The organism is Brucella sp. GW823-FHT04E01, assembly GCF_058796175.1.
The window spans coordinates 37,477-57,892 of sequence record NZ_JBXAIK010000006.1; the positions used below are offsets into that span (position 1 = coordinate 37,477).

Here is a 20,416-nt window from a genome sequence, read left to right on the forward strand (position 1 = left end):
CCTCCCATGCCGGTCATTTTGCAATCCGTATGACTACCGTATCCTATTCACGAATACGGTCACTACCGGCTTTTTGCCCCATGCTTCATTTGCCGCAGCGCGAACGGCACGGCGCACGGACTCCCGGACAAGCTCGATATCCTTGCGGCGAACGCGCGGAATGCTGTCGATGGCCTCGATGGCTGCATCCAGCAGGATGTCTTCCAACAGATCGCCCTGTGCGTTTTCCTCCGGCACCCCGAAAGTCACAAGGTCGGGCTCATCGATGATCTTGTGTTCACGGTCCAGCAGCACCGAAACGGCGACATGACCGACATAAGCGAGCTTGCGACGCTCGACCATGCCGATTTCTTCCTCGTCACCGATCAGCTTGCCGTCCTTGTAAATCCGGCCAACCGGCGCTTCATCGATAATTTCGGCCTTGCCGGGTGCCAGACGCAGCATGTCGCCGTCACGCACCTGCGCGATCTGCTCGATGCCCTCCATCGCGCCAAGAGAACCTTGCGCGACCAGATGAGCGGCTTCGCCATGCACCGGCACCAGAATTTGCGGACGAACCCAGGAATACATGCGACGCAATTCGCTGCGCCGTGGATGGCCCGACACATGGACCAATGCATCCTCATCACCGATGATCTTGATACCGCGATCAATCAGGCGGTTCTTGATATCGAGAATGGACTTTTCATTGCCCGGAATGGCGCGCGATGAATAGATGACCGTATCGCCCGCCGTCAGCGCGAGGCTGCGCATTTCGTCACGCGCCAGTTTGGCGAGTGCCGCACGCGGTTCGCCCTGACTGCCGGTAAGGATCATCACCACGTTTTCGCGTGGAATATAGCCGTAATCCTCTTCGCTGAGATATTCCGGCAAGCCTTCCATATAGCCAAGTTCTGTGGCGACGGAGATGGCGCGCTTCATCGAACGCCCAACCACCAGCACCTGACGGCCCGCATCGCGTGCTGCTTCGGTAATCGACCGGATACGACCGACATTGGAAGAGAAAGTGGTGATGGCCACACGACCGCGCGCATTTTCAATCAACTCGCGCAGGCTCTCGCCCACCTGACGTTCCGAAGGAGACTCGCCCTCGCGCAAAGCATTGGTGGAATCGCAGATCAGCGCCAGAACGCCTGCATCACCGATAGCGCGGAAACGCGCCTCGTCGATAACCGGTCCGAGCGATGGTTCCGGGTCCATCTTCCAGTCACCCGTATGCACGACCGTGCCGAGCGGTGTCGTAATAGCCAGCGAAACCGGCTCGGGAATGGAGTGGGTTACTGCGACAGCTTCAAGCTTGAAAGGCCCGACTTCGAATTTCTCGCCTGCCTTGTAGATCGTGATTGGAATTTCGGGCGCGCCGTGTTCCGACTGTCGCTTGGCTTCAAGCAGACCGGCGGTGAATGGCGTCGCATAAACCGGAACCTTCAGGCGCGGCCACAGATCGAGCAAAGCACCGAAATGGTCTTCATGCGCATGGGTGATAACGATGCCGCGCAGATTGTGCTTTTCAGCCTCGAGATATCGGATATCCGGCAGGATGAGATCCGCACCCGGCTGTTCAGGCCCCGCAAAGCTCACCCCCATATCCACGACAAGCCATTCACGGTTATCCGCAGGACCGAAGCCATACATGGCCAAATTCATGCCGATTTCGCCTACGCCGCCAAGCGGCAGAAAGACGAGTTCAGTAGTATTGGATCGGGCCATGAAATTTCCTCTGTGATTAATCCCGCCTTGCGGCATCAACTGGACCTAAAGTTGTCCTGTTGCAACCCTAGCAAGACAAAACAAAACAATTATTTGCGTATTGTAGCAGCAGTTCCGAAATAGACATCGCCAGCCGTTACCGCAACTCGCGAACCTTCGTCCTCGCGAATAACAAAACGGCATGCCTCATCGATTGTCTCAAAACGACCTTCGATGATACGGCCTTCAACCTGCATGGTTACATTCTGGCCAAGGCCATGCGCGCGCTGCAGCCAGCGCTTGCGAATATCGTCGAGACCGCGCCCTTCATTCCAGACGCGATAGTTGACCGACCAGGCATCCGACAAGGCTGCAAACAAAGTCTCGGCATCGCATTTGCTGCCGAGAGCCTGCAACGACGTTGCTGCATAAGGCAGATCCTCGGGAAAGGCGACCACATTGGTCCCGATACCGATGGCAACGGCGAACAAATTCTTCGCCAGAATGGACGATTCAAGCAGGATGCCGGTGAGTTTCGCGCCATTGACCAGCACGTCATTCGGCCATTTCAGGCCGATTGTCGGCGGCACGGCAGGCCCCGTCGCAGCGAATACCGCATCAAGTGCATCGGCAAGCGACAAGCCGGCAACAAAACCAAGCGTCGCAGCCGTCTTCATTTCATAGGATTCAACAAGAAGCAGCGTGGAGGCAAGATTGCCTTCCGGCGTAGACCAGGCACGGCCCCGTCTTCCGCGACCGCTTTCCTGTTTCTTCGTAACAAGCCAGAGCTTGCCCGGATCACCGCTGGCTGCCCGTTCCAGAGCAACCGCATTGGTGGAACCTACCGTCTCGAAAGTTTCGAGACGGTAGCCCTCATTTGCCGCAACAGGCGAAAGCGCAAAACTCATTTATGCTTCCGCCTTTTGCTCTCTCATTATATTCCTACGCATGTCTTCATCCCAAAACCGGTTCCCACTTTTGGGAGACATGCTTTAGAAAAACGTCTTGGCTGCGGCTTCGGCAAATCCGCCGATCGGACCAGCAAGGAAGACGTAGAAGAGCACGAAGGCACCCGTTACGCCGAGAACGAGACGAAGCTCGCCTGCGACCGGAACGAAACCACCCGTCGGCTCATCGAACCACATGATCTTGATCATGCGCAGGTAATAGAACGCGCCCACGACCGAAGCCACGATACCGATGATGGCAAGCGGATAGAGGCCTGCTTCAACGGCGGCAAGGAAGGTGTACCACTTTCCGAAGAAACCGGCGAGCGGCGGGATACCGGCGAGCGAGAACAGGAAGATGGTCATGATCGTTGCCAGCACCGGATTGGTGCGGGACAGACCGGCCAGATCCTCAATGCTCTCCACATTGCCATCCTTGGTGCGCATTGCGAGAATGAACGCGAAGGTGCCGAGCGTCATAGCAAGGTAGATTGCCATGTAGATCATCACGCCCTTCACGCCGATCACCGTTCCGGCGGCCAGACCAACGAGCGCATAGCCCATATGGCTGATCGAAGAATAAGCCATCAGGCGCTTGATGTTACGCTGGCCGATGGCGGCAAACGCACCGAGGACCATCGAGGCAAGCGCGATGAAAATCACGACCTGCTGCCAGTCATGGGTGACCGGAGCAAAGGCTTCGGAGACGACGCGGATGATGAGCGCCATGGCAGCCATCTTCGGGGCGGCGGCAAAAAATGCCGTTACCGGGGTCGGCGCGCCTTCATAGACATCCGGCGTCCACATGTGGAACGGAACGGCAGAAATCTTGAATGCCAGACCGGCCAGAATGAAGACGAGACCGAAAACCAGACCGAGTTCACGCTGACCGCCGGAGACGGCCTGGGCGATTTCGGTAAAGCCGATGTGGCCGGTGTAACCGTAGACGAGCGAAATGCCGTAAAGCAGCATGCCCGAGGAAAGCGAACCGAGAACGAAGTATTTCAGACCAGCTTCCGTCGAACGGACGCTATCGCGGTTGAATGCTGCCAGAACGTAGAGCGCCAGCGATTGCAGTTCGAGACCGAGATAGAGCGACAGCATGTTGGATGCTGAAACCATCAGCAACATGCCGAGCGTGGAAATCACGATCAGGACCGGGAACTCGAACTTGTCGAACTTCTCCGCCTTGGCGAAGCCGACCGACATGATCAGCGTCACGATGGAGCCGATCAGCGTCAGCACCTTCATGAAGCGGCTGAAGCTGTCATTGACGATGGCACCGCCGAATGCGGCGCCGTTCGTTGGGAAAAGGACCACCAGAGCCAGCGCTGCAATAAGCACCGCGACGGATAATCCGTTGACGAGCGTGGTCGCCCGTTCGCCGGAAAACACGCCAATCATGAGCAGTGCCAAGGCGCCTACAGCAAGGAGAACCTCCGGTGCTGCAAGGGTCAGATGAGCTATCAGATCAGTCTGCATGACCTACGCCTTTATTTCTTACTGTGCCAGCACGGCGCTCGCGGTGCCCGCGAGTGCTGCGTCGTAATGTTGGACCAGGGCGTTCACGGCACCGGCGGTCACGTCGAAGACCGGGGTCGGATACACACCGAAGAAGATGGTGAGCGCCACAAGCGGGTAGAGAATGATCTTCTCACGCGGGCTCAAGTCGAGGAGCGCCTTCAGGCTTTCCTTCGTCAATGCGCCGAAGACTACCTGACGGTAGAGCCAGAGCGCATAAGCCGCCGAGAGGATGACACCCGTGGTTGCGAACAGTGCCACCCAGGTATTGACCCGAAACACACCGAACAGCGTCAGGAATTCACCGATGAAGCCCGAAGTACCCGGCAGGCCCACATTCGCCATCGTGAAGATGAGGAAGGCCACCGCATATTTCGGCATGTTGTTCACCAGACCGCCGAACGCCGCAATTTCACGGGTATGCATGCGATCATAGATCACGCCGACGCAGAGGAAGAGCGCGCCCGACACGATACCGTGCGACAGCATCTGGAAGATGGCGCCCTGAATGCCCTGCTCGTTCGCGGCAAAGATACCCATGGTCACATAGGCCATGTGGGCAACCGACGAATAGGCGATCAGCTTCTTGATGTCTTCCTGAACCAGAGCGACCAGGGACGTGTAGATGATGGCTATGACCGACAGCGTGAAGATCAGCGGAGCGAAATCGGCGGACGCCAGCGGGAACATCGGCAGCGAGAAGCGCAGGAAGCCGTAACCGCCGAGCTTCAGCAGGATACCCGCCAGAATGACCGAGCCTGCCGTCGGCGCTTCAACGTGCGCATCCGGCAACCAGGTATGGACCGGCCACATCGGCATCTTCACGGCAAAGGACGCGAAGAAGGCGAGCCATAACCATGTCTGCATCCCAGCAGAGAAGCTGTACTTCTGCAGTTCCACGATGTTCATCGTGCCAGCCTGCCAGTACATGGCCATGATGGCGATGAGCATCAGAACCGAGCCCAGAAGCGTGTAGAGGAAGAACTTCAAGCTCGCATAGACGCGACGCTTGCCGCCCCACACGCCGATGATGATGAACATCGGGATAAGGCTTGCTTCGAAGAACACGTAGAACAGGAACAGGTCGAGCGCGCAGAACACGCCGATCATCAGCGTTTCCAGAATGAGGAACGCGATCATGTATTCCTTGACGCGCTTTTCCACCGATATCCAGCTTGCGAGAATGCAGAAGGGCATGAGGAAAGCCGACAGCACCACGAACAGGACGGAGATACCGTCCACGCCCATGTGGTAGCTGATGCCGCCACCCATCCAGTCGATCTGTTCGACCATCTGGAAGCCGGGGTTCGAATTATCGAACCCTGCCCAGATGACGAGCGACAGGATGAAGACGAATATCGTCGTCAGCAGCGCGACATTGCGGATATTTCGACGCGAAGCCTCGCTGTCGTCCTTGATCAGAAGGATCAGTAACGCGCCGACAAGCGGCAGAAACGTGACCGTTGAGAGAATTGGCCAGTCGGTCATCAGAAAGAGCTCCCGAGCATCATCCAAGTGACGAGCGCGGCGACGCCGATCAGCATCGCGAATGCGTAGTGATAAAGGTATCCGGACTGCATCTTGACGACGCGGTTGGTGACATCGAGCACGCGAGCCGAGATGCCATCCGGGCCGAAGCCGTCAATAAGCCAGCCGTCGCCACCCTTCCAGAACAAGCGGCCAAGCCAGCGAGCCGGACGTACGAAGAGGAAATCGTACAGTTCGTCGAAGTACCACTTGTTGAGAAGGAACTGGTAGAGGCCACGATGACGGGCAGCCAGCGCCTTCGGCGTTTCCGGCGAGCGGATGTAGAAGATCCAGGCGACGATGAAGCCGAGAACCATCGAGATGAACGGCGACAGCTTAACCCACAGAGGAACATGGTGGTATTCCTCAAGGATCTGGTTGGCAGCCGAAGTGAACAGCGCGCCCTTCCAGAATTCGGCATATTCGTGACCGAAGAAGAGTTCCTTGAACACGACACCGGCAAAGAGTGCACCGACGCCGAGGATCAGCAGCGGAACGAACATGACGGCTGGCGATTCATGGACATGATGCATGACTTCCGCCGAAGCGCGCGGCTTGCCGTGGAAGGTCATGAAAATCAGACGCCATGAATAGAAGCTCGTGAAGAGCGCTGCAACGATGAGAAGCGTCGAAGCGTAGCCGCTGGCAGCACTGTGCGAAGCGAAGACGGATTCGATGATCGCATCCTTGGAGAAGAAACCGGCGGTGCCGATGATCGTGCCCGGAATACCGAGGCCCGTAATGGCAACCGTACCGATGACCATCATCCAGTAGGTGATGGGGATCAGCTTGCGCAGGCCGCCCATGCGACGCATGTCCTGCTCTTCCGAAACGGCATGGATAACCGAACCGGCGCAAAGGAACAAAAGCGCCTTGAAGAAAGCGTGCGTGAACAGGTGGAACACGGCGGCGCCATAGGCACCTACACCGAGCGCTGCGAACATATAGCCGAGCTGCGAACAGGTCGAATAGGCGATCACGCGCTTGATGTCGTTCTGCACGAGAGCGACCGTTGCCGCAAAGAAGGCAGTGGTGGCGCCGATGATGGTCACGACCAGAAGTGCGGTCTGCGACAGTTCAAAGATCGGCGACATGCGGGCGACCATGAACACGCCCGCGGTAACCATGGTAGCGGCGTGAATGAGAGCCGAAACCGGGGTCGGGCCTTCCATGGCGTCCGGAAGCCAGGTGTGCAGCAGGAACTGCGCCGACTTGCCCATCGCGCCCATGAAGAGCAGCAGACAGGTGATCGTGATCGCGCCCTGCTTGTCGAGCTGATAGCCGAGGAAGTTCAGAACGACCTGATTGGCATCGGCAGCGCCTTCAGCCGGCAGATAATTGGCTGCGGCAGCGAAGATCGTGTTGTAGTCGACCGACTGGAACAGCGCGAACACGCCGAAGATGCCGAGCAGGAAGCCGAAGTCGCCGACGCGGTTGACGACGAACGCCTTCATGGCGGCGGCATTGGCCGAAGGCTTCTGGAACCAGAAACCGATCAGGAGGTAAGAAGCCAGCCCCACGCCTTCCCAGCCGAAGAACATCTGGACCAGATTGTCCGACGTGACCAGCATGAGCATGGCGAAAGTGAAGAGCGACAGATAGGCGAAGAAGCGCGGACGATGCGGATCGTGGTGCATATATCCAATGGAATAGATATGCACGAGAGCCGACACCGAGTTCACCACGACCAGCATGACGCCGGTGAGCGTATCGACGCGCAGTGACCAGTCAAAGGAAAGCGCGCCCGATGTCACCCAGTGAAGAACCGGGATGCGGACGGTTTCTGCATCGTGGCCAAGCGGAATCTGGAAGAAGACGACCCAGGACAGGATCGCGACGATGACCATGAAACCGGAAGTGATGTATTCGCTCGCCTTGGCTCCGATCTGATTGCCGAAAAGACCGGCAATCAGGAAGCCGAGAAGCGGAAGGAAGACGATCGCGTAATAGAGCATTTGCCCGTCAACCTTTCATAACATTGACGTCTTCCACCGCGATGGAGCCGCGATTACGGAAGAAAACAACGAGAATTGCCAGACCGATGGCTGCTTCGGCAGCAGCAACAGTCAGAACGAAAAGGGCGAAGACCTGCCCGACCATGTCGCCGAGCTGGCTGGAGAACGCCACGAAATTGAGATTGACCGACAAAAGGATCAATTCGATCGACATCAGGATGACGATGACGTTCTTGCGGTTCAGAAAAATGCCGAAGACGCCAAGCGTAAACAGGATGGCCGAAACGGTGAGATAGTGGGCGATACCGATTTCCATATGCTTATCCTCAGATGCCTTTGCCCGTTTCGACCTTCTTGATCTCGATCGCCGTTTCGGGCGTGCGAGCTACCTGGGTCGGGATGGACTGGCGCTTGACATTCGGCTTGTGCCGCAGCGTCAGAACAATGGCGCCGATCATCGCGACCAGAAGGACGAGACCAGCAACCTGGAAGTAGAAGACGAAGTCGGTGTAGAGAATGTCGCCCAGAGCAGCGGTATTGCTCCGCTCGGCGATATTCGGGATCGGCACGGAACCCTGCCCCAGCTTCGGCGCAAACATGTTGCTTGCGAACACGAAGATCAGTTCGCCGAGCAAGATTAGACCGACCAGAGCGCCGACCGGTGCATATTGCAATGCGCCGCGCTTCAGTTCGGCGAAGTCCACATCCAGCATCATGACGACGAAGAGGAAGAGAACCGCCACTGCACCGACGTAAACGACGAGCAGGATCATGGCGAGGAACTCGGCCCCGGTCAGCAGAAACAGAGCTGCCGCATTGAAGAACGTGAGGATCAGAAACAGCACCGAATGCACGGGGTTGCGTGCCGCAATCACCATGAACGCGCTTGCGATCATGATGAAAGCGAACAGATAGAAAAACGCTGCCGCAATACCTGTCAGCATGGGGATCCCCCAACACCTTTCCGTGAGCAAAGCCTTATTGCCTCGCTCGCTTTAGTCTTTGTTTGCCGCGAATATTCGCGAAACTTAAATTCCAGCAACAAGATGGGCCGCCCCTTCCTGTTGCCGCTTTTCAAACCGGATGCCGAAACGAGGTTTCAGCAAAACCAATCAGCGATATGGCGCATCCATCGCGATATTCCGCGCGATTTCGCGTTCCCAACGGTCGCCATTGGCAAGGAGCTTGTCCTTGTCATAGTAGAGTTCTTCGCGGGTTTCGGTCGCGAATTCGAAATTCGGACCTTCCACGATGGCATCCACCGGGCATGCTTCCTGGCAGAAACCGCAATAGATGCACTTCACCATATCGATGTCGTAACGCACCGTGCGGCGGGTCCCGTCGTTGCGGCGCGGACCGGCCTCGATGGTGATGGCCTGCGCCGGGCAGATCGCTTCGCAAAGCTTGCAGGCGATGCAGCGTTCTTCACCGTTCGGGTAACGGCGCAGCGCGTGCTCTCCACGGAAACGCGGAGAGACCGGACCCTTTTCATGCGGGTAGTTCAACGTCGCTTTGGGCGCAAAGAACTGGCGCATGGAAAGAAAGAACGCGCCGACGAATTCCTTGAGAAGGAGCGATTTGGCTGCTTGAGCGAATGAAGCCATAGTTATTACTCCTTACGCCAGACCGAAGACTTTGAGGAAGGTCGCGGTTGCGACAACCATGAAGAGCGAGATCGGCAGGAACACTTTCCAGCCAAGGCGCATCAGCTGGTCGTAGCGGTAACGCGGAACGAAAGCCTTCACCATTGCGAAGAGGAAGAAGCAGAAGCAGAGCTTCAGCATGAACCAGATGATGCCCGGAACCCAGTTGAGGAACCACACGTCCACCGGAGGCAGCCAGCCGCCGAGGAAGAGCGTCGTCATCAGGGCGCACATCAGCGTGATCGCCACATACTCGCCAAGGAAGAACAGAAGGAACGGCGTGGACGAATATTCGATCATGTGACCGGCCACGAGTTCGGATTCAGCTTCGACGAGGTCGAATGGCGGACGGTTCGTTTCGGCAAGTGCCGAAATGAAGAAGATCACGAACATCGGGAACAGAGCCAGCCAGTTCCAGTCGAGGAACGAAGCCGGAAGGCCAAGCATGGTTCCAAGGCCCGTATTCTGCGAAAGCACGATGTCGGTGAGGTTGAGCGAGCCAACCGTCAGCAGAACCGTGACAATCACGAAGCCGATGGAAACTTCGTAGGAAACCATCTGTGCAGCCGAACGAAGCGCACCGAGGAACGGATACTTCGAGTTCGATGCCCAGCCACCCATGATCACGCCGTAAACTTCGAGCGAAGAAATGGCGAAGATATAGAGAATGCCGACATTGATATTGGCGATGGCCCAGCCTTCATTGACCGGAATGACCGCCCAGGTTGCCATTGCAAGCACGGCAGAAACGAAAGGCGCAAGGAGGAAGACACCCTTGTTTGCGCCAGACGGAATGATTGGTTCCTTGAAGACGAACTTCAACAAGTCGGCGAAAGCCTGGAACAGACCCCAGGGACCGACAACGTTCGGACCGCGGCGAAGCTGTACCGCTGCCCAGATCTTGCGATCTGCGTAAAGCAGGTAAGCGACGACGATCAGCAATACGACGAGCAGAACGACCGACTTCAGCGCTATGATAAGCGCGGGCAAGACGTAAGCTGCAAAAATACCTTCCATTGTTCCGTCTCTCTCTCGCTTACTCGGCAGCCTGCTGGAAGCCGCCAGCCGCGAGCGCCGAGCATTCGGCCATGACGGCGGAAGCGCGCGCAATTGGGTTCGTCAGGTAGAAGTCCTTGACCGGGGAAACGAACGCAGCGCCGCCGCCCGGATTGGATGCTTTCGCTGCCAGCGCCACGAGATCGTCGGCGGAAGCAGGCGTGATGGTGTCGATGGCCAGCATATGCGGATAATCCGCATAGAGCTTGGCGCGAAGCTGCTGCATCGAATCGAACGGCAGGCGCTTGCCAAGGCTGTCGGAAAGAGCGCGCAGGATTGCCCAGTCTTCCTTTGCCTCGCCCGGTGCGAAACCGGCGCGGCTGCCGAGCTGCACGCGACCTTCGGTGTTGAGCCAGGTGCCCGACTTTTCCGTGTAGGCTGCGCCCGGCAGAATAACGTCGGCAGCGTGTGCGCCGGCATCGCCGTGCGTACCGATGTAAACGACGAAGCTCGAACCCTTTTTGGTCATGTCGAGTTCGTCTGCACCGAGCAGGAACACGACATCAAGATTACCCAGCATGTCGCCAGCCACCTTGCCGCCCTCACCCGGCACGAAGCCGAGATCCAGAGCACCAACGCGCGAAGCGGCAGTGTGCAGAACGGAGAAGCCGTTCCACTCGTCCTTGATCGCGCCAACATCCTGAGCAAGCTTGGCGGCGGAAGACAAAACGGCCTGACCGTTTTCGCCGGTGAGCGCGCCCTGACCGATGATGATCAGCGGACGCTCGGCCTTGGCCAGCACGTCGCGGAATGCGTTCTTGCCGGAAGCGACTGCTGCGAGCGTTTCAGCACCAGCACCCAGATATTCGTAATCGTAACGCAGTTCAGCCTGTTCGCCGATCAGAGCGACCGGGAAATGACCCATGCGCTGACGCTTGCGGATGCGGGCGTTCAGAACAGCAGCCTCAATGCGGGGATTGGAACCGATAATGAGCAAAGCATCAGCGTTTTCAATGCCTTCGATTGTTGCGTTAAAGAGATAGCTTGCACGACCCAGTGCCGGATCGAGAGCAGCGCCATCCTGACGGCTATCGATATTGGCGGAGCCGAGCGAAGCCATCAGGCCCTTCAGCGCATAGATTTCTTCAACCGAAGCCAGATCGCCAGCGACTGCGCCAATCTTGTCGGCGGAGGTTGCGGAAACCTTGGCAGCAATAGCGGAGAAGGCTTCCGGCCAGCTTGCGGCGACCAGACGGCCATCCTTGCGAACATAAGGGCGGTCGAGGCGCTGGGTGCGCAGGCCATCCCAGATGAAGCGGGTCTTGTCGGAAATCCACTCTTCGTTCACCGCTTCATTGACACGCGGCATGACGCGCATCACTTCGCGGCCACGAGTGTCGACGCGGATGTTCGAACCGACCGCATCCATCACGTCGATGGTTTCTGTCTTGTTCAGTTCCCACGGACGGGCCTGGAACGCGTAAGGACGCGAGGTCAGAGCGCCAACCGGGCAAAGATCGATGACGTTGCCCTGCAGTTCCGACGTCATGGCGCGTTCGAGATAGGTGGTGATCTCGGCATCTTCGCCACGACCGATGAGGCCCAGTTCAGAAATGCCAGCCACTTCCGTCGTGAAGCGGACGCAGCGCGTGCAGTGAATGCAGCGCGTCATCACCGTCTTGACGAGCGGACCGATATATTTGTTTTCAACGGCACGTTTGTTCTCGCGATAGCGCGAACCGTCGGTGCCGAAAGCCATTGCCTGATCCTGCAGATCGCACTCACCGCCCTGATCGCAGATCGGGCAATCCAGCGGGTGGTTGATGAGCAAGAATTCCATCACGCCTTCGCGGGCCTTCTTGACCATCGGCGTGTTGGTGAAGATTTCAGGCGCTTCGCCATTCGGGCCGGGACGCAGATCGCGCACGCCCATGGCGCAGGATGCCGCCGGCTTCGGCGGTCCGCCCTTTACTTCAACAAGGCACATGCGGCAGTTTCCGGCGATGGAAAGCCGTTCGTGGAAACAAAAACGCGGGACTTCAGCCCCCGCGGCTTCGGCAGCCTGAAGGAGCGTATAGTGATCGGGTACTTCGATCTCTGTGCCGTCAACCTTAATATTTGCCATCGCTTATCCAAACCTGCGGCTTATGCCGCATCTTCCAGATCTCAAACTTTCGAGCGGTCTTCTTCAAACCGCATGCAACTCGTTAAGCCTTATTCCGCTGCTTCCAGACGGATATTGCGGCTCTGAACGGCGTTGCGGGTATAATCGTCAATGCGCTTTTCAATTTCCGGACGGAAATTGCGGATCAGGCCCTGAATAGGCCATGCAGCAGCATCACCGAGAGCGCAGATCGTGTGACCTTCAATCTGCTTGGTCACATCGAACAACATGTCGATTTCACGCTTCTGCGCGTTACCCTTGACCATGCGTTCCATCACGCGCCACATCCAGCCGGTGCCTTCGCGGCAAGGCGTGCACTGGCCACAGCTCTCGTGCTTGAAGAACGCTGCCAGACGGGCAATCGCCTTGATGATGTCGGTGGACTTGTCCATGACGATCAGGCCGCCGGTGCCGAACGACGATTTCTTGTCGCGCATGCCGTCAAAGTCCATGATGGCATCCATCATGTCTTCGCCCTTGATGACCGGGCACGATGCACCGCCAGGAATAACCGCCAGCAGATTGTCCCAGCCGCCACGAATGCCGCCGCCGTGCTTTTCAATCAGATCACGAAACGGAATGCCGAGGCCTTCTTCGATGACGCAAGGCGTGTTCACATGACCCGAAATCTGGAACAGCTTGGTGCCGACGTTGTTCGGGCGTCCGATGGACGAGAACCAGGCCGCGCCACGACGCAGGATCGTCGGCGCAACGGCAATCGATTCCACGTTGTTCACGGTCGTCGGGCAGCCATAAAGGCCCATATTTGCCGGGAATGGAGGCTTCAGACGCGGCTGGCCCTTCTTGCCTTCAAGGCTTTCGAGCAGAGCCGTTTCTTCGCCACAGATGTAAGCACCGGCGCCGTGGGATACGAGAACATCCATATCCCAGCCGCACTTGTTGCCCTTGCCGAGCAGACCGGCTTCGTAGCACTCGTCGATAGCGGCCTGCAGCGCTTCACGCTCACGCATGAACTCGCCGCGAATATAAATATAGGCGGTGTGTGCGCCCATGGCGCAACCGGCGATTACGCAGCCTTCGATCAGCGTATGCGGATCGTGGCGCAGAATTTCGCGGTCCTTGCAGGTGCCCGGTTCGGATTCGTCGGCATTGACGACCAGATAATGCGGGCGACCGTCGCTCTGCTTCGGCATGAACGACCACTTGAGACCTGTCGGGAAGCCAGCGCCGCCACGGCCACGCAGGCCCGACGCTTTCATCTCGTCGATGATCCAGTCACGGCCCTTTTCGATCAGGCCCTTGGTGTTGTCCCAATGGCCGCGCGCCATGGCACCCTTCAGGGACTGATCCTTGAAGCCGTAAATATTGGTGAAGATGCGATCTTTATCAGCCAGCATGTCTCACCTGTTTCCGTTCGTGTTTGCCAATATCGAAGTCATCATACCGGCTTCTTTCCGAATACCTTGATGTATTCCTCGACGCCGCCCTTGGCCAAAGCCTTGGCCTGCTTTACCCAGTCTTCACGCTCGATGCGACCGTGGAAGCTGAGATAGCCGTCGACCCACTCGCGCTCGGCCTTCTTCCAGGAAGCGACCTGCTTGAAGGTGAAGATGCCCAGCTCATGCAGGGTTTCCTCAATCTTCGGGCCAACGCCGGAAATCAGCTTCAGATCGTCAACAGCTTCCGGACGCTCCATGGCAACCGGACGGTTCTTGTCATCAAGCTTGAATGCCTGCTTGCTGTCGACCGACGCGGCCTTTTCGGCAGCCTTCGACACCTTGACATCCGAAGGCGTCTTGAGCGCCGGATCGGTTTCAGGTGCATTGGTTACCGGCTTTGCAGCATTCGACGGAGCGACGTTCTTCGCTTCGTCGGCAGCTTTTGCAGCGGCTTCCGCCTTGGCCTTCTCTTCAGCTTCGGCCTTCGCCTTGGCTGCGGCGGCATCGGATGCCTTGCGGGTCTCAAGACCGACCTTCTTGTAGTCGAGATCTTCGGTCAGAGCGGTCAGGCCGTTGATCGGCTCGGACGTCACACGTCCATCCTGTGGACCCGGCTTGACGGTGTCGCCCTTGCCAGCTTCGAAAGCATCGATGATTTCGGCAAGGCGTTCCGGCGTCAGATCTTCATAGGCGTCCTTGAAGATCATGACCATCGGTGCGTTGGCGCAGGCGCCCTGGCATTCCACTTCTTCCCACGACAGCGTTCCGTCGGCATTGAGCTCGAACGGGTCGTGGTTGATCTTGTGACGGCAGACATCCATCAGCGCTTCCGAACCACGCAGCATGCATGGCGTGGTGCCGCAAACCTGAATGTGAGCGCGTGTGCCAACCGGCTTCAGCTGGAACTGCGTATAGAAAGTCGCGACTTCCAGAACGCGGATCAGCGGCATTTCGAGCATGCCTGCAACATGTTCGATAGCGGCTTTCGTGACCCAGCCGTCCTGCTCCTGCGCACGCATGAGCAACGGAATAACAGCCGACTGCTGACGGCCTTCGGGGAATTTTGCGATCGTCTTGTGCGCCCATGCCTGATTTTCCGCGTTGAACGCGAAAGCGGCTGGCTGGACGGCATCATCTGCGAGACGGCGAACGGACATCAGCGGTCAACCTCACCAAACACGATATCGAGCGAGCCAAGAATTGCCGACACGTCAGCCAGCATATGGCCGCGGCACAGGAAATCCATGGCTTGAAGATGGGCAAAGCCCGGAGCGCGCAGCTTGCAGCGATAAGGCTTGTTGGAGCCGTCCGACACGAGGAAGACGCCAAATTCACCCTTCGGTGCTTCAACTGCTGCGTAAACTTCACCGGCAGGCACGTGATAGCCTTCCGTGTAAAGCTTGAAGTGATGGATAAGCGCTTCCATCGAGCGCTTCATCTCGCCGCGCTTAGGCGGCACGATCTTGTTGTCGGCATTGGAAACCGGACCGACGCGCTCCTTGCCGAGCAGAAGATCAACGCACTGGCGCATGATGCGTGCCGACTGGCGCATTTCTTCCATACGGATCAGGTAGCGATCATAGCAGTCGCCATTCTTGCCGATCGGAATGTCGAATTCCATCTCGTTGTAGCACTCGTAAGGCTGCGACTTGCGCAGATCCCATGCCGCGCCTGAACCACGCACCATGACGCCCGAGAAGCCCCATGCCCATGCATCTTCCAGCTTCACGACGCCGATATCGACGTTACGCTGCTTGAAAATACGGTTCGGCGTGATGAGATCATCAAGATTGTTGAGCGTATTGAAGAACGGATCGATCCATTTGCCGATGTCTTCAACGAGCTGATCCGGCAGGTCCTGATGGACGCCACCCGGACGGAAATAGGCTGCGTGCATACGTGCGCCACAAGCGCGTTCGTAGAACACCATCAGCTTTTCGCGCTCTTCGAAGCCCCAGAGCGGCGGCGTCAACGCACCGACGTCCATGGCCTGCGTGGTCACGTTCAGAAGATGGTTCAGAATACGGCCGATTTCCGAATAGAGAACGCGGATCAGCTGGCCACGCTTCGGCACATCGATGCCCAGAAGGCGTTCGACGGCGAGTGCATAGGCGTGCTCCTGGTTCATCGGCGCCACGTAATCGAGGCGGTCGAGATAAGGCAGAGCCTGAAGATAGGTCTTGGCTTCCATCAGCTTTTCGGTGCCGCGATGCAGCAGACCGATATGCGGATCGACGCGCTCGACGACTTCACCGTCGAGTTCAAGCACCAGACGCAGCACGCCGTGCGCGGCAGGGTGCTGCGGACCGAAGTTGATATTGAAATTGCGGACCTGAGTCTCAGCCATGTTCAGCTTCCTGTTTGGCTGCAAGAGCCGCCAAGAACTCCTCGCCGGTCATCCGGTGGGTGTCATTGGCAAAATCGTAATTCGCAGGCTTGTTATCGATGAAGATTTCTTCGGCGAAATGAAAACGTTCCGGCTCGGCAAAGGCCTGCATCGAAACAACCGTCATTCCATCATGGACACCGCGCCAGAACAGCGACGAACCGCACTTCGAGCAGAAGCGGCGTTCGCCCCATTCCGAAGAAGAGTAAGTCGCCAGGGCAGCTTCGTTTTCGATTTCAACCGAAGTGCCGCAATTGACGGCCATGAAAGCACCCCCCGACCAACGCCGGCACATGCTGCAATGGCAGACATCCATTTCCATCTTCACCGGAGAAGCAGTGAACTTCACCTCTCCGCAAAGACATTGACCGTTCAATCTTTCGCCTGCGCCCATGAGTATGCCCTCAGTTCGCCTTGGCTTTCTCGTCGCCCGGCAGAACGTAATCCGTTCCTTCCCAAGGCGAGAGGAAGTCGAAGTTGCGGAATTCCTGACGCAGCTGGACAGGCTCGTACACGACACGCTTCAGCTCGTCGTTATAACGAACTTCAACGAAGCCGGTGAGCGGGAAGTCCTTGCGCAGCGGATGGCCTTCAAAACCATAGTCGGTCAGGATGCGGCGCAAATCCGGATGGCCGGAGAAGAGAACGCCGTACATGTCGTAGGTTTCGCGCTCGAACCATTCGGCACCAACGAAGACCGGCACTGCGGAAGGCACCAGCGTATCTTCGTCAGCCTGAACCTTGACGCGGATGCGCTGGTTCTGGCGCGGAGACATCAGCTGATAAACGACATCGAAGCGCTTGGCGCGCTGCGGATAGTCGACGCCTGAAATATCCGTCAGGTTGACGAACTGGCACTGCACGTCGTCACGCAGGAAGGTCAGAACGCTGATGATGCTCGCGGCCGGAACCGAAAGCGTCAACTCGCCATAGGCAAGTTTCGCCTCTTCGATCGCGTCGCCGAGGCGTTCCTTGATATAGCCGGAAAGTTCACCGAGAGCTTCTTCGCTCATTTTCCTAACTTCCTTCTTTAGAACTCACACCGCACTTGCCTTTTGGGAGGCCCTTTTCAGGGGATGGCAGGCAGTCGAACCCTAACAAAACTTGTCTTGCGCAAACCGGTCGATAACCGGCTCAGCGCTCAATCGTACCCGTGCGACGGATCTTTTTCTGAAGCATCAGAATGCCGTAGAGCAGTGCTTCAGCGGTCGGAGGGCAACCCGGAACATAAATATCGACCGGAACCACGCGATCGCAGCCACGCACCACCGAATAGGAATAGTGGTAGTAGCCGCCGCCATTGGCGCAGGAACCCATCGAGATAACGTAACGCGGCTCCGGCATCTGGTCGTAGACCTTGCGGAGAGCGGGTGCCATCTTGTTGGTCAGCGTGCCGGCAACGATCATCACGTCGGACTGACGCGGTGATGCGCGCGGAGCGATACCGAAGCGCTCGGCGTCGTAGCGCGGCATGGAAATGTGCATCATTTCCACGGCGCAGCAGGCGAGACCGAAGGTCATCCACATCAGCGAACCGGTACGCGCCCAGGTAATCAGAGCGTCAGCGGATGTGACAATGAACCCCTTGTCGGACAGTTCGCTGTTCAGATCGTTGAAGAATGCATCGTCGGAACCGACAGGTTTGCCCGTGCGCGGGTCAAGAATGCCCTTCGGCTGCGGAGCCACGAGCGTTGTGTTGGCTGTGGTCAATCCCATTCCAGCGCTCCCTTCTTCCATTCATAAATGAAACCGATGGTCAGAACGCCAAGGAACACCATCATCGATGCAAAGCCGAACCAGCCAATTTCGCCAAAGGACACAGCCCATGGGAAAAGGAAGGCGACTTCCAGATCGAAGATGATGAAAAGAATCGACACCAGATAGAAACGGATGTCGAACTTCATACGGGCGTCATCGAAGGCATTGAAGCCGCACTCGTAAGCAGAAAGCTTTTCGGGGTCGGGCTGTCTATAGGCGACAAGAAACGGCGCAACCAGGAGGGCTACACCAATTACCATCGCAATGCCGAGAAAGATGACGATCGGCAGGTAGGAACTTAAAAGCTCGTTCATGGTCCTTTATCCGGCTTGAATACGAGGCTGCGCCGCCTGTCATAAGCTTTTTGGAGCTGACGACCATGCGACACATTGCATCTGTTGCAACCTCGTCGCCCAAGCAGCTTCAAAAGGCATGCCGTGCGAACTAAGCGCTTTTCGCCGGGACGGTTATCGCAGCGCGTTCGCAAGCGCAACCCCTCCGGCATGATCTATTGGGCAAAGACGAGCCAAGATGCTTAACAAGCCATGGCATCAAGCCCGCATATCCCACTGAAAACCCGTATAACATGAAAAGATCATAATTTCGTGAGGAAAAGTCGCACGGACTGGTCGGCTTAGCAATCGCCAGGAGAATCAATTGCCTGCAACTTGGGAATGAAAGTTGGGGGTTTCAGCTCTCGCTTTAAAATGAACTCATGGAGCAGCAGAAGCCGTTGCCCCGACCAGCCTACCGGGCAGATAAAGCACAAGCGATGCAGCTCCCTTGATTGCAGAGGCACCGTCTGCCAGCACCGCCTGCCCCGTTGTCTGCTTCTCCCGCCCGTTCAGAGCATCCAGCGAAAGGCTGCCATCACTGACCAGAGCCATGAGCGATGGCGACGATGCAAAGACATTATGTTCGCCTCCATCCAAATCGGTAGCGTCGATCACCGCGATTCCATATTTCTGGAGCGTCGGAATACTGGTGCCGTCCCCTACTCGCGCATGGCCGCCCGTAATAAAGGATGAGACCCCGAGCGCGCGATCGCTGCGCGATGTCATCACCGCCGTTGGGCGCGGCATGGGATCGATATCCTTGATCTGCTTTTCGAACACGTCGAGATCGATGTCCGGTGCGGCGAGCAACAGCGCATTGATGCGACGCAGCACATTCTTTTCGCCACGGAGCGACAAGGTTCTCAGAGCCTCCATAGTCACGAAGCTGCCCATGGAGTGCCCGACGAGAACAATACGCTCCGCCTTGCTGCGGGCGACGAGTTCCAGCAATCGCGCCAGACCGTCACGTGCGAAGTCCGCGCTATCACGATCATAGACATAAAGCCCAAGATCGCCGCCCGACGGCCAGGCATATTCGACCGCCACCGACTTCATTTTGTAATCATGGACAAATTGCGCAGTGCGGAATGTGCTGTCGGCAAAATTATTGTTGTAGCCATGCACGAAGATCAGGATTTCCTTGTCCTTCGGTCCCTGCTTCGCCAGGGCGGCATTCAATTGCGCGAGAAACTGCTCGGCATTGTCGTAAGGCTGGAATGCCGTGGCAGCGAAATTTTTGGCGGGATCAGGCTTGTAGCCGGTAGACTCAACCTGTCCTTTGACGTGAGCTGCCGGAATCCCGACATCAACCTGCGCAAAATTCAGCGTTTCCGAGCGCTTTGAATTGTAAGGCTGCGAGAAATTATCCGAGCGCTGGCGGCTCGTCGCAACATAAATAGGAACTACCGCCGCCGGTTTTGCAGGCTTGACGATAGCGGCTTCGGCTGCGGCCACCGATTGCGGGCTTGAATTCGGTCCATGCCACAGCACAGCGCGGGGTGTGCCACACCCGGCAAGAATCAAAAACGTTGCAAGCACACCAAGATAAGCGCGTCGGGTCATCGTCGCAGCGATCCGTTCCTGTCATCCGATTTCACGCGATTGAAAACAGGAAATTCGTTCCATGGCAATGCATGGACCAAATGGGCCGCTTCTCGCCAACTCAAATTATCGCGAAGTGCCTGCGGCGCGGACATTGAGAAATTCCGTTCGCGTTTATCGAGAAAGTTGGAATGGAAGCGTTCCAAATGCTGCAAGCTTTGCGAAGCCATGCCTTCAGATCGCGTTCGCCCCGGCTATCATGAAGCACATTGTCGGCCAAAGTATCGCAAGGAGGTCACGCATGAGCCATTATCTGCTCGCCAGCGGCGATCTTCTCGCCATTGCCGCGATCATCCTGTCAGTCGCCTATCTATCCTGGAAGCAGTTTTCCAAATAGCAGGCGTACGGTTCGGCGAAACAGCTACGCTCCGGCAATTCCATCAAGATTCTTTGAAGATGCGGCGACCCGAGAGACAAGGCGGTGGGCGCCACTTTCGTGTCAACGTTCAATCTATCGATTTGTTGAGAGGAAAGTGGCGCGAGTGACGGGGCT

18 protein-coding genes and 1 tRNA gene (1 of these 19 cut by a window edge) are annotated in these 20,416 nt (G+C 57.3%); all 19 read right to left on the bottom strand.

Translation table 11 applies throughout. The features are described from left to right. Positions 1-33 precede the first annotated feature (33 nt). Entirely contained in the window at positions 34-1,710 is a 1,677-nt protein-coding gene (locus AC1RHM_RS21070) for a ribonuclease J (protein WP_029925022.1), read from the bottom strand. A gap of 89 nt (positions 1,711-1,799) precedes the next feature. After that, positions 1,800-2,597: a biotin--[acetyl-CoA-carboxylase] ligase gene (locus tag AC1RHM_RS21075; RefSeq protein ID WP_151577010.1), complete on the bottom strand. Its 798-nt coding sequence runs from the start codon at positions 2,595-2,597 to the stop codon at positions 1,800-1,802. Between the two features lie 84 nt (positions 2,598-2,681). Beyond that, positions 2,682-4,118, bottom strand: a complete 1,437-nt coding sequence (nuoN, locus tag AC1RHM_RS21080) for an NADH-quinone oxidoreductase subunit NuoN (RefSeq protein ID WP_010661183.1) — start codon at positions 4,116-4,118, stop codon at positions 2,682-2,684. A gap of 18 nt (positions 4,119-4,136) precedes the next feature. Then, a complete protein-coding gene (locus AC1RHM_RS21085; RefSeq protein ID WP_122241988.1) occupies positions 4,137-5,645 on the bottom strand; it encodes an NADH-quinone oxidoreductase subunit M in 1,509 nt (502 codons plus the stop codon). After that, positions 5,645-7,639, bottom strand: a complete 1,995-nt coding sequence (gene nuoL, locus AC1RHM_RS21090) for an NADH-quinone oxidoreductase subunit L (RefSeq protein WP_012092258.1) — start codon at positions 7,637-7,639, stop codon at positions 5,645-5,647. The genes AC1RHM_RS21085 and nuoL overlap by 1 nt, the downstream gene beginning before the upstream one ends. 7 nt (positions 7,640-7,646) lie before the next feature. Continuing rightward, positions 7,647-7,955, bottom strand: a complete 309-nt coding sequence (gene nuoK / locus AC1RHM_RS21095; protein ID WP_006466598.1) for an NADH-quinone oxidoreductase subunit NuoK — start codon at positions 7,953-7,955, stop codon at positions 7,647-7,649. A 10-nt stretch (positions 7,956-7,965) separates the two neighbouring features. Beyond that, the gene (locus AC1RHM_RS21100; RefSeq protein ID WP_122241989.1) at positions 7,966-8,583 is read right to left on the bottom strand and encodes an NADH-quinone oxidoreductase subunit J; all 618 of its coding nucleotides are present in this window, start codon (positions 8,581-8,583) and stop codon (positions 7,966-7,968) included. A gap of 168 nt (positions 8,584-8,751) precedes the next feature. Then, on the bottom strand, positions 8,752-9,243 hold the full coding sequence (gene nuoI / locus AC1RHM_RS21105) for an NADH-quinone oxidoreductase subunit NuoI (protein ID WP_007874549.1): 492 nt from the start codon (positions 9,241-9,243) through the stop codon (positions 8,752-8,754). 12 nt (positions 9,244-9,255) lie between these two features. Continuing rightward, positions 9,256-10,299, bottom strand: a complete 1,044-nt coding sequence (gene nuoH / locus AC1RHM_RS21110; protein WP_010661179.1) for an NADH-quinone oxidoreductase subunit NuoH — start codon at positions 10,297-10,299, stop codon at positions 9,256-9,258. A 19-nt stretch (positions 10,300-10,318) separates the two neighbouring features. Then, complete coding sequence (gene nuoG / locus AC1RHM_RS21115; protein ID WP_029925024.1) at positions 10,319-12,403, bottom strand: NADH-quinone oxidoreductase subunit NuoG; 2,085 nt, start codon at positions 12,401-12,403, stop codon at positions 10,319-10,321. A gap of 89 nt (positions 12,404-12,492) precedes the next feature. Further along, on the bottom strand, positions 12,493-13,800 hold the full coding sequence (gene nuoF, locus AC1RHM_RS21120; protein WP_010661177.1) for an NADH-quinone oxidoreductase subunit NuoF: 1,308 nt from the start codon (positions 13,798-13,800) through the stop codon (positions 12,493-12,495). 41 nt (positions 13,801-13,841) lie between these two features. Further along, positions 13,842-14,999, bottom strand: a complete 1,158-nt coding sequence (locus tag AC1RHM_RS21125; protein WP_010661176.1) for an NADH-quinone oxidoreductase subunit E — start codon at positions 14,997-14,999, stop codon at positions 13,842-13,844. Next, a complete protein-coding gene (locus AC1RHM_RS21130) occupies positions 14,999-16,189 on the bottom strand; it encodes an NADH-quinone oxidoreductase subunit D (protein ID WP_010661175.1) in 1,191 nt (396 codons plus the stop codon). Before AC1RHM_RS21130 ends, AC1RHM_RS21125 begins: the two co-directional genes overlap by 1 nt. Further along, entirely contained in the window at positions 16,182-16,622 is a 441-nt protein-coding gene (locus tag AC1RHM_RS21135) for a GFA family protein (RefSeq protein ID WP_010661174.1), read from the bottom strand. The genes AC1RHM_RS21130 and AC1RHM_RS21135 overlap by 8 nt, the downstream gene beginning before the upstream one ends. A 10-nt stretch (positions 16,623-16,632) precedes the next feature. Continuing rightward, on the bottom strand, positions 16,633-17,241 hold the full coding sequence (locus AC1RHM_RS21140) for an NADH-quinone oxidoreductase subunit C (RefSeq protein ID WP_010661173.1): 609 nt from the start codon (positions 17,239-17,241) through the stop codon (positions 16,633-16,635). A gap of 121 nt (positions 17,242-17,362) precedes the next feature. Further along, entirely contained in the window at positions 17,363-17,944 is a 582-nt protein-coding gene (locus AC1RHM_RS21145) for a NuoB/complex I 20 kDa subunit family protein (protein WP_010661172.1), read from the bottom strand. Further along, positions 17,935-18,300, bottom strand: a complete 366-nt coding sequence (locus tag AC1RHM_RS21150) for an NADH-quinone oxidoreductase subunit A (RefSeq protein WP_006466588.1) — start codon at positions 18,298-18,300, stop codon at positions 17,935-17,937. The genes AC1RHM_RS21145 and AC1RHM_RS21150 overlap by 10 nt, the downstream gene beginning before the upstream one ends. 399 nt (positions 18,301-18,699) lie before the next feature. Then, a complete protein-coding gene (locus tag AC1RHM_RS21155) occupies positions 18,700-19,884 on the bottom strand; it encodes an alpha/beta hydrolase (RefSeq protein WP_029925027.1) in 1,185 nt (394 codons plus the stop codon). 513 nt (positions 19,885-20,397) lie between these two features. Beyond that, positions 20,398-20,416, bottom strand: a tRNA-Asp gene (locus AC1RHM_RS21160) (it continues 158 nt past the right edge of the window).

What these genes read in the sequence shown, in the direction of transcription:
- AC1RHM_RS21070 (WP_029925022.1), bottom strand. Translation starts at nt 1,710, where the DNA reads ATGGCCCGATCCAATACTACTGAACTCGTCTTTCTGCCGCTTGGCGGC.
- AC1RHM_RS21075 (WP_151577010.1), bottom strand. Translation starts at nt 2,597, where the DNA reads ATGAGTTTTGCGCTTTCGCCTGTTGCGGCAAATGAGGGCTACCGTCTC.
- nuoN (WP_010661183.1), bottom strand. Translation starts at nt 4,118, where the DNA reads ATGCAGACTGATCTGATAGCTCATCTGACCCTTGCAGCACCGGAGGTT.
- AC1RHM_RS21085 (WP_122241988.1), bottom strand. Translation starts at nt 5,645, where the DNA reads ATGACCGACTGGCCAATTCTCTCAACGGTCACGTTTCTGCCGCTTGTC.
- nuoL (WP_012092258.1), bottom strand. Translation starts at nt 7,639, where the DNA reads ATGCTCTATTACGCGATCGTCTTCCTTCCGCTTCTCGGCTTCCTGATT.
- nuoK (WP_006466598.1), bottom strand. Translation starts at nt 7,955, where the DNA reads ATGGAAATCGGTATCGCCCACTATCTCACCGTTTCGGCCATCCTGTTT.
- AC1RHM_RS21100 (WP_122241989.1), bottom strand. Translation starts at nt 8,583, where the DNA reads ATGCTGACAGGTATTGCGGCAGCGTTTTTCTATCTGTTCGCTTTCATC.
- nuoI (WP_007874549.1), bottom strand. Translation starts at nt 9,243, where the DNA reads ATGGCTTCATTCGCTCAAGCAGCCAAATCGCTCCTTCTCAAGGAATTC.
- nuoH (WP_010661179.1), bottom strand. Translation starts at nt 10,299, where the DNA reads ATGGAAGGTATTTTTGCAGCTTACGTCTTGCCCGCGCTTATCATAGCG.
- nuoG (WP_029925024.1), bottom strand. Translation starts at nt 12,403, where the DNA reads ATGGCAAATATTAAGGTTGACGGCACAGAGATCGAAGTACCCGATCAC.
- nuoF (WP_010661177.1), bottom strand. Translation starts at nt 13,800, where the DNA reads ATGCTGGCTGATAAAGATCGCATCTTCACCAATATTTACGGCTTCAAG.
- AC1RHM_RS21125 (WP_010661176.1), bottom strand. Translation starts at nt 14,999, where the DNA reads ATGTCCGTTCGCCGTCTCGCAGATGATGCCGTCCAGCCAGCCGCTTTC.
- AC1RHM_RS21130 (WP_010661175.1), bottom strand. Translation starts at nt 16,189, where the DNA reads ATGGCTGAGACTCAGGTCCGCAATTTCAATATCAACTTCGGTCCGCAG.
- AC1RHM_RS21135 (WP_010661174.1), bottom strand. Translation starts at nt 16,622, where the DNA reads ATGGGCGCAGGCGAAAGATTGAACGGTCAATGTCTTTGCGGAGAGGTG.
- AC1RHM_RS21140 (WP_010661173.1), bottom strand. Translation starts at nt 17,241, where the DNA reads ATGAGCGAAGAAGCTCTCGGTGAACTTTCCGGCTATATCAAGGAACGC.
- AC1RHM_RS21145 (WP_010661172.1), bottom strand. Translation starts at nt 17,944, where the DNA reads ATGGGATTGACCACAGCCAACACAACGCTCGTGGCTCCGCAGCCGAAG.
- AC1RHM_RS21150 (WP_006466588.1), bottom strand. Translation starts at nt 18,300, where the DNA reads ATGAACGAGCTTTTAAGTTCCTACCTGCCGATCGTCATCTTTCTCGGC.
- AC1RHM_RS21155 (WP_029925027.1), bottom strand. Translation starts at nt 19,884, where the DNA reads ATGACCCGACGCGCTTATCTTGGTGTGCTTGCAACGTTTTTGATTCTT.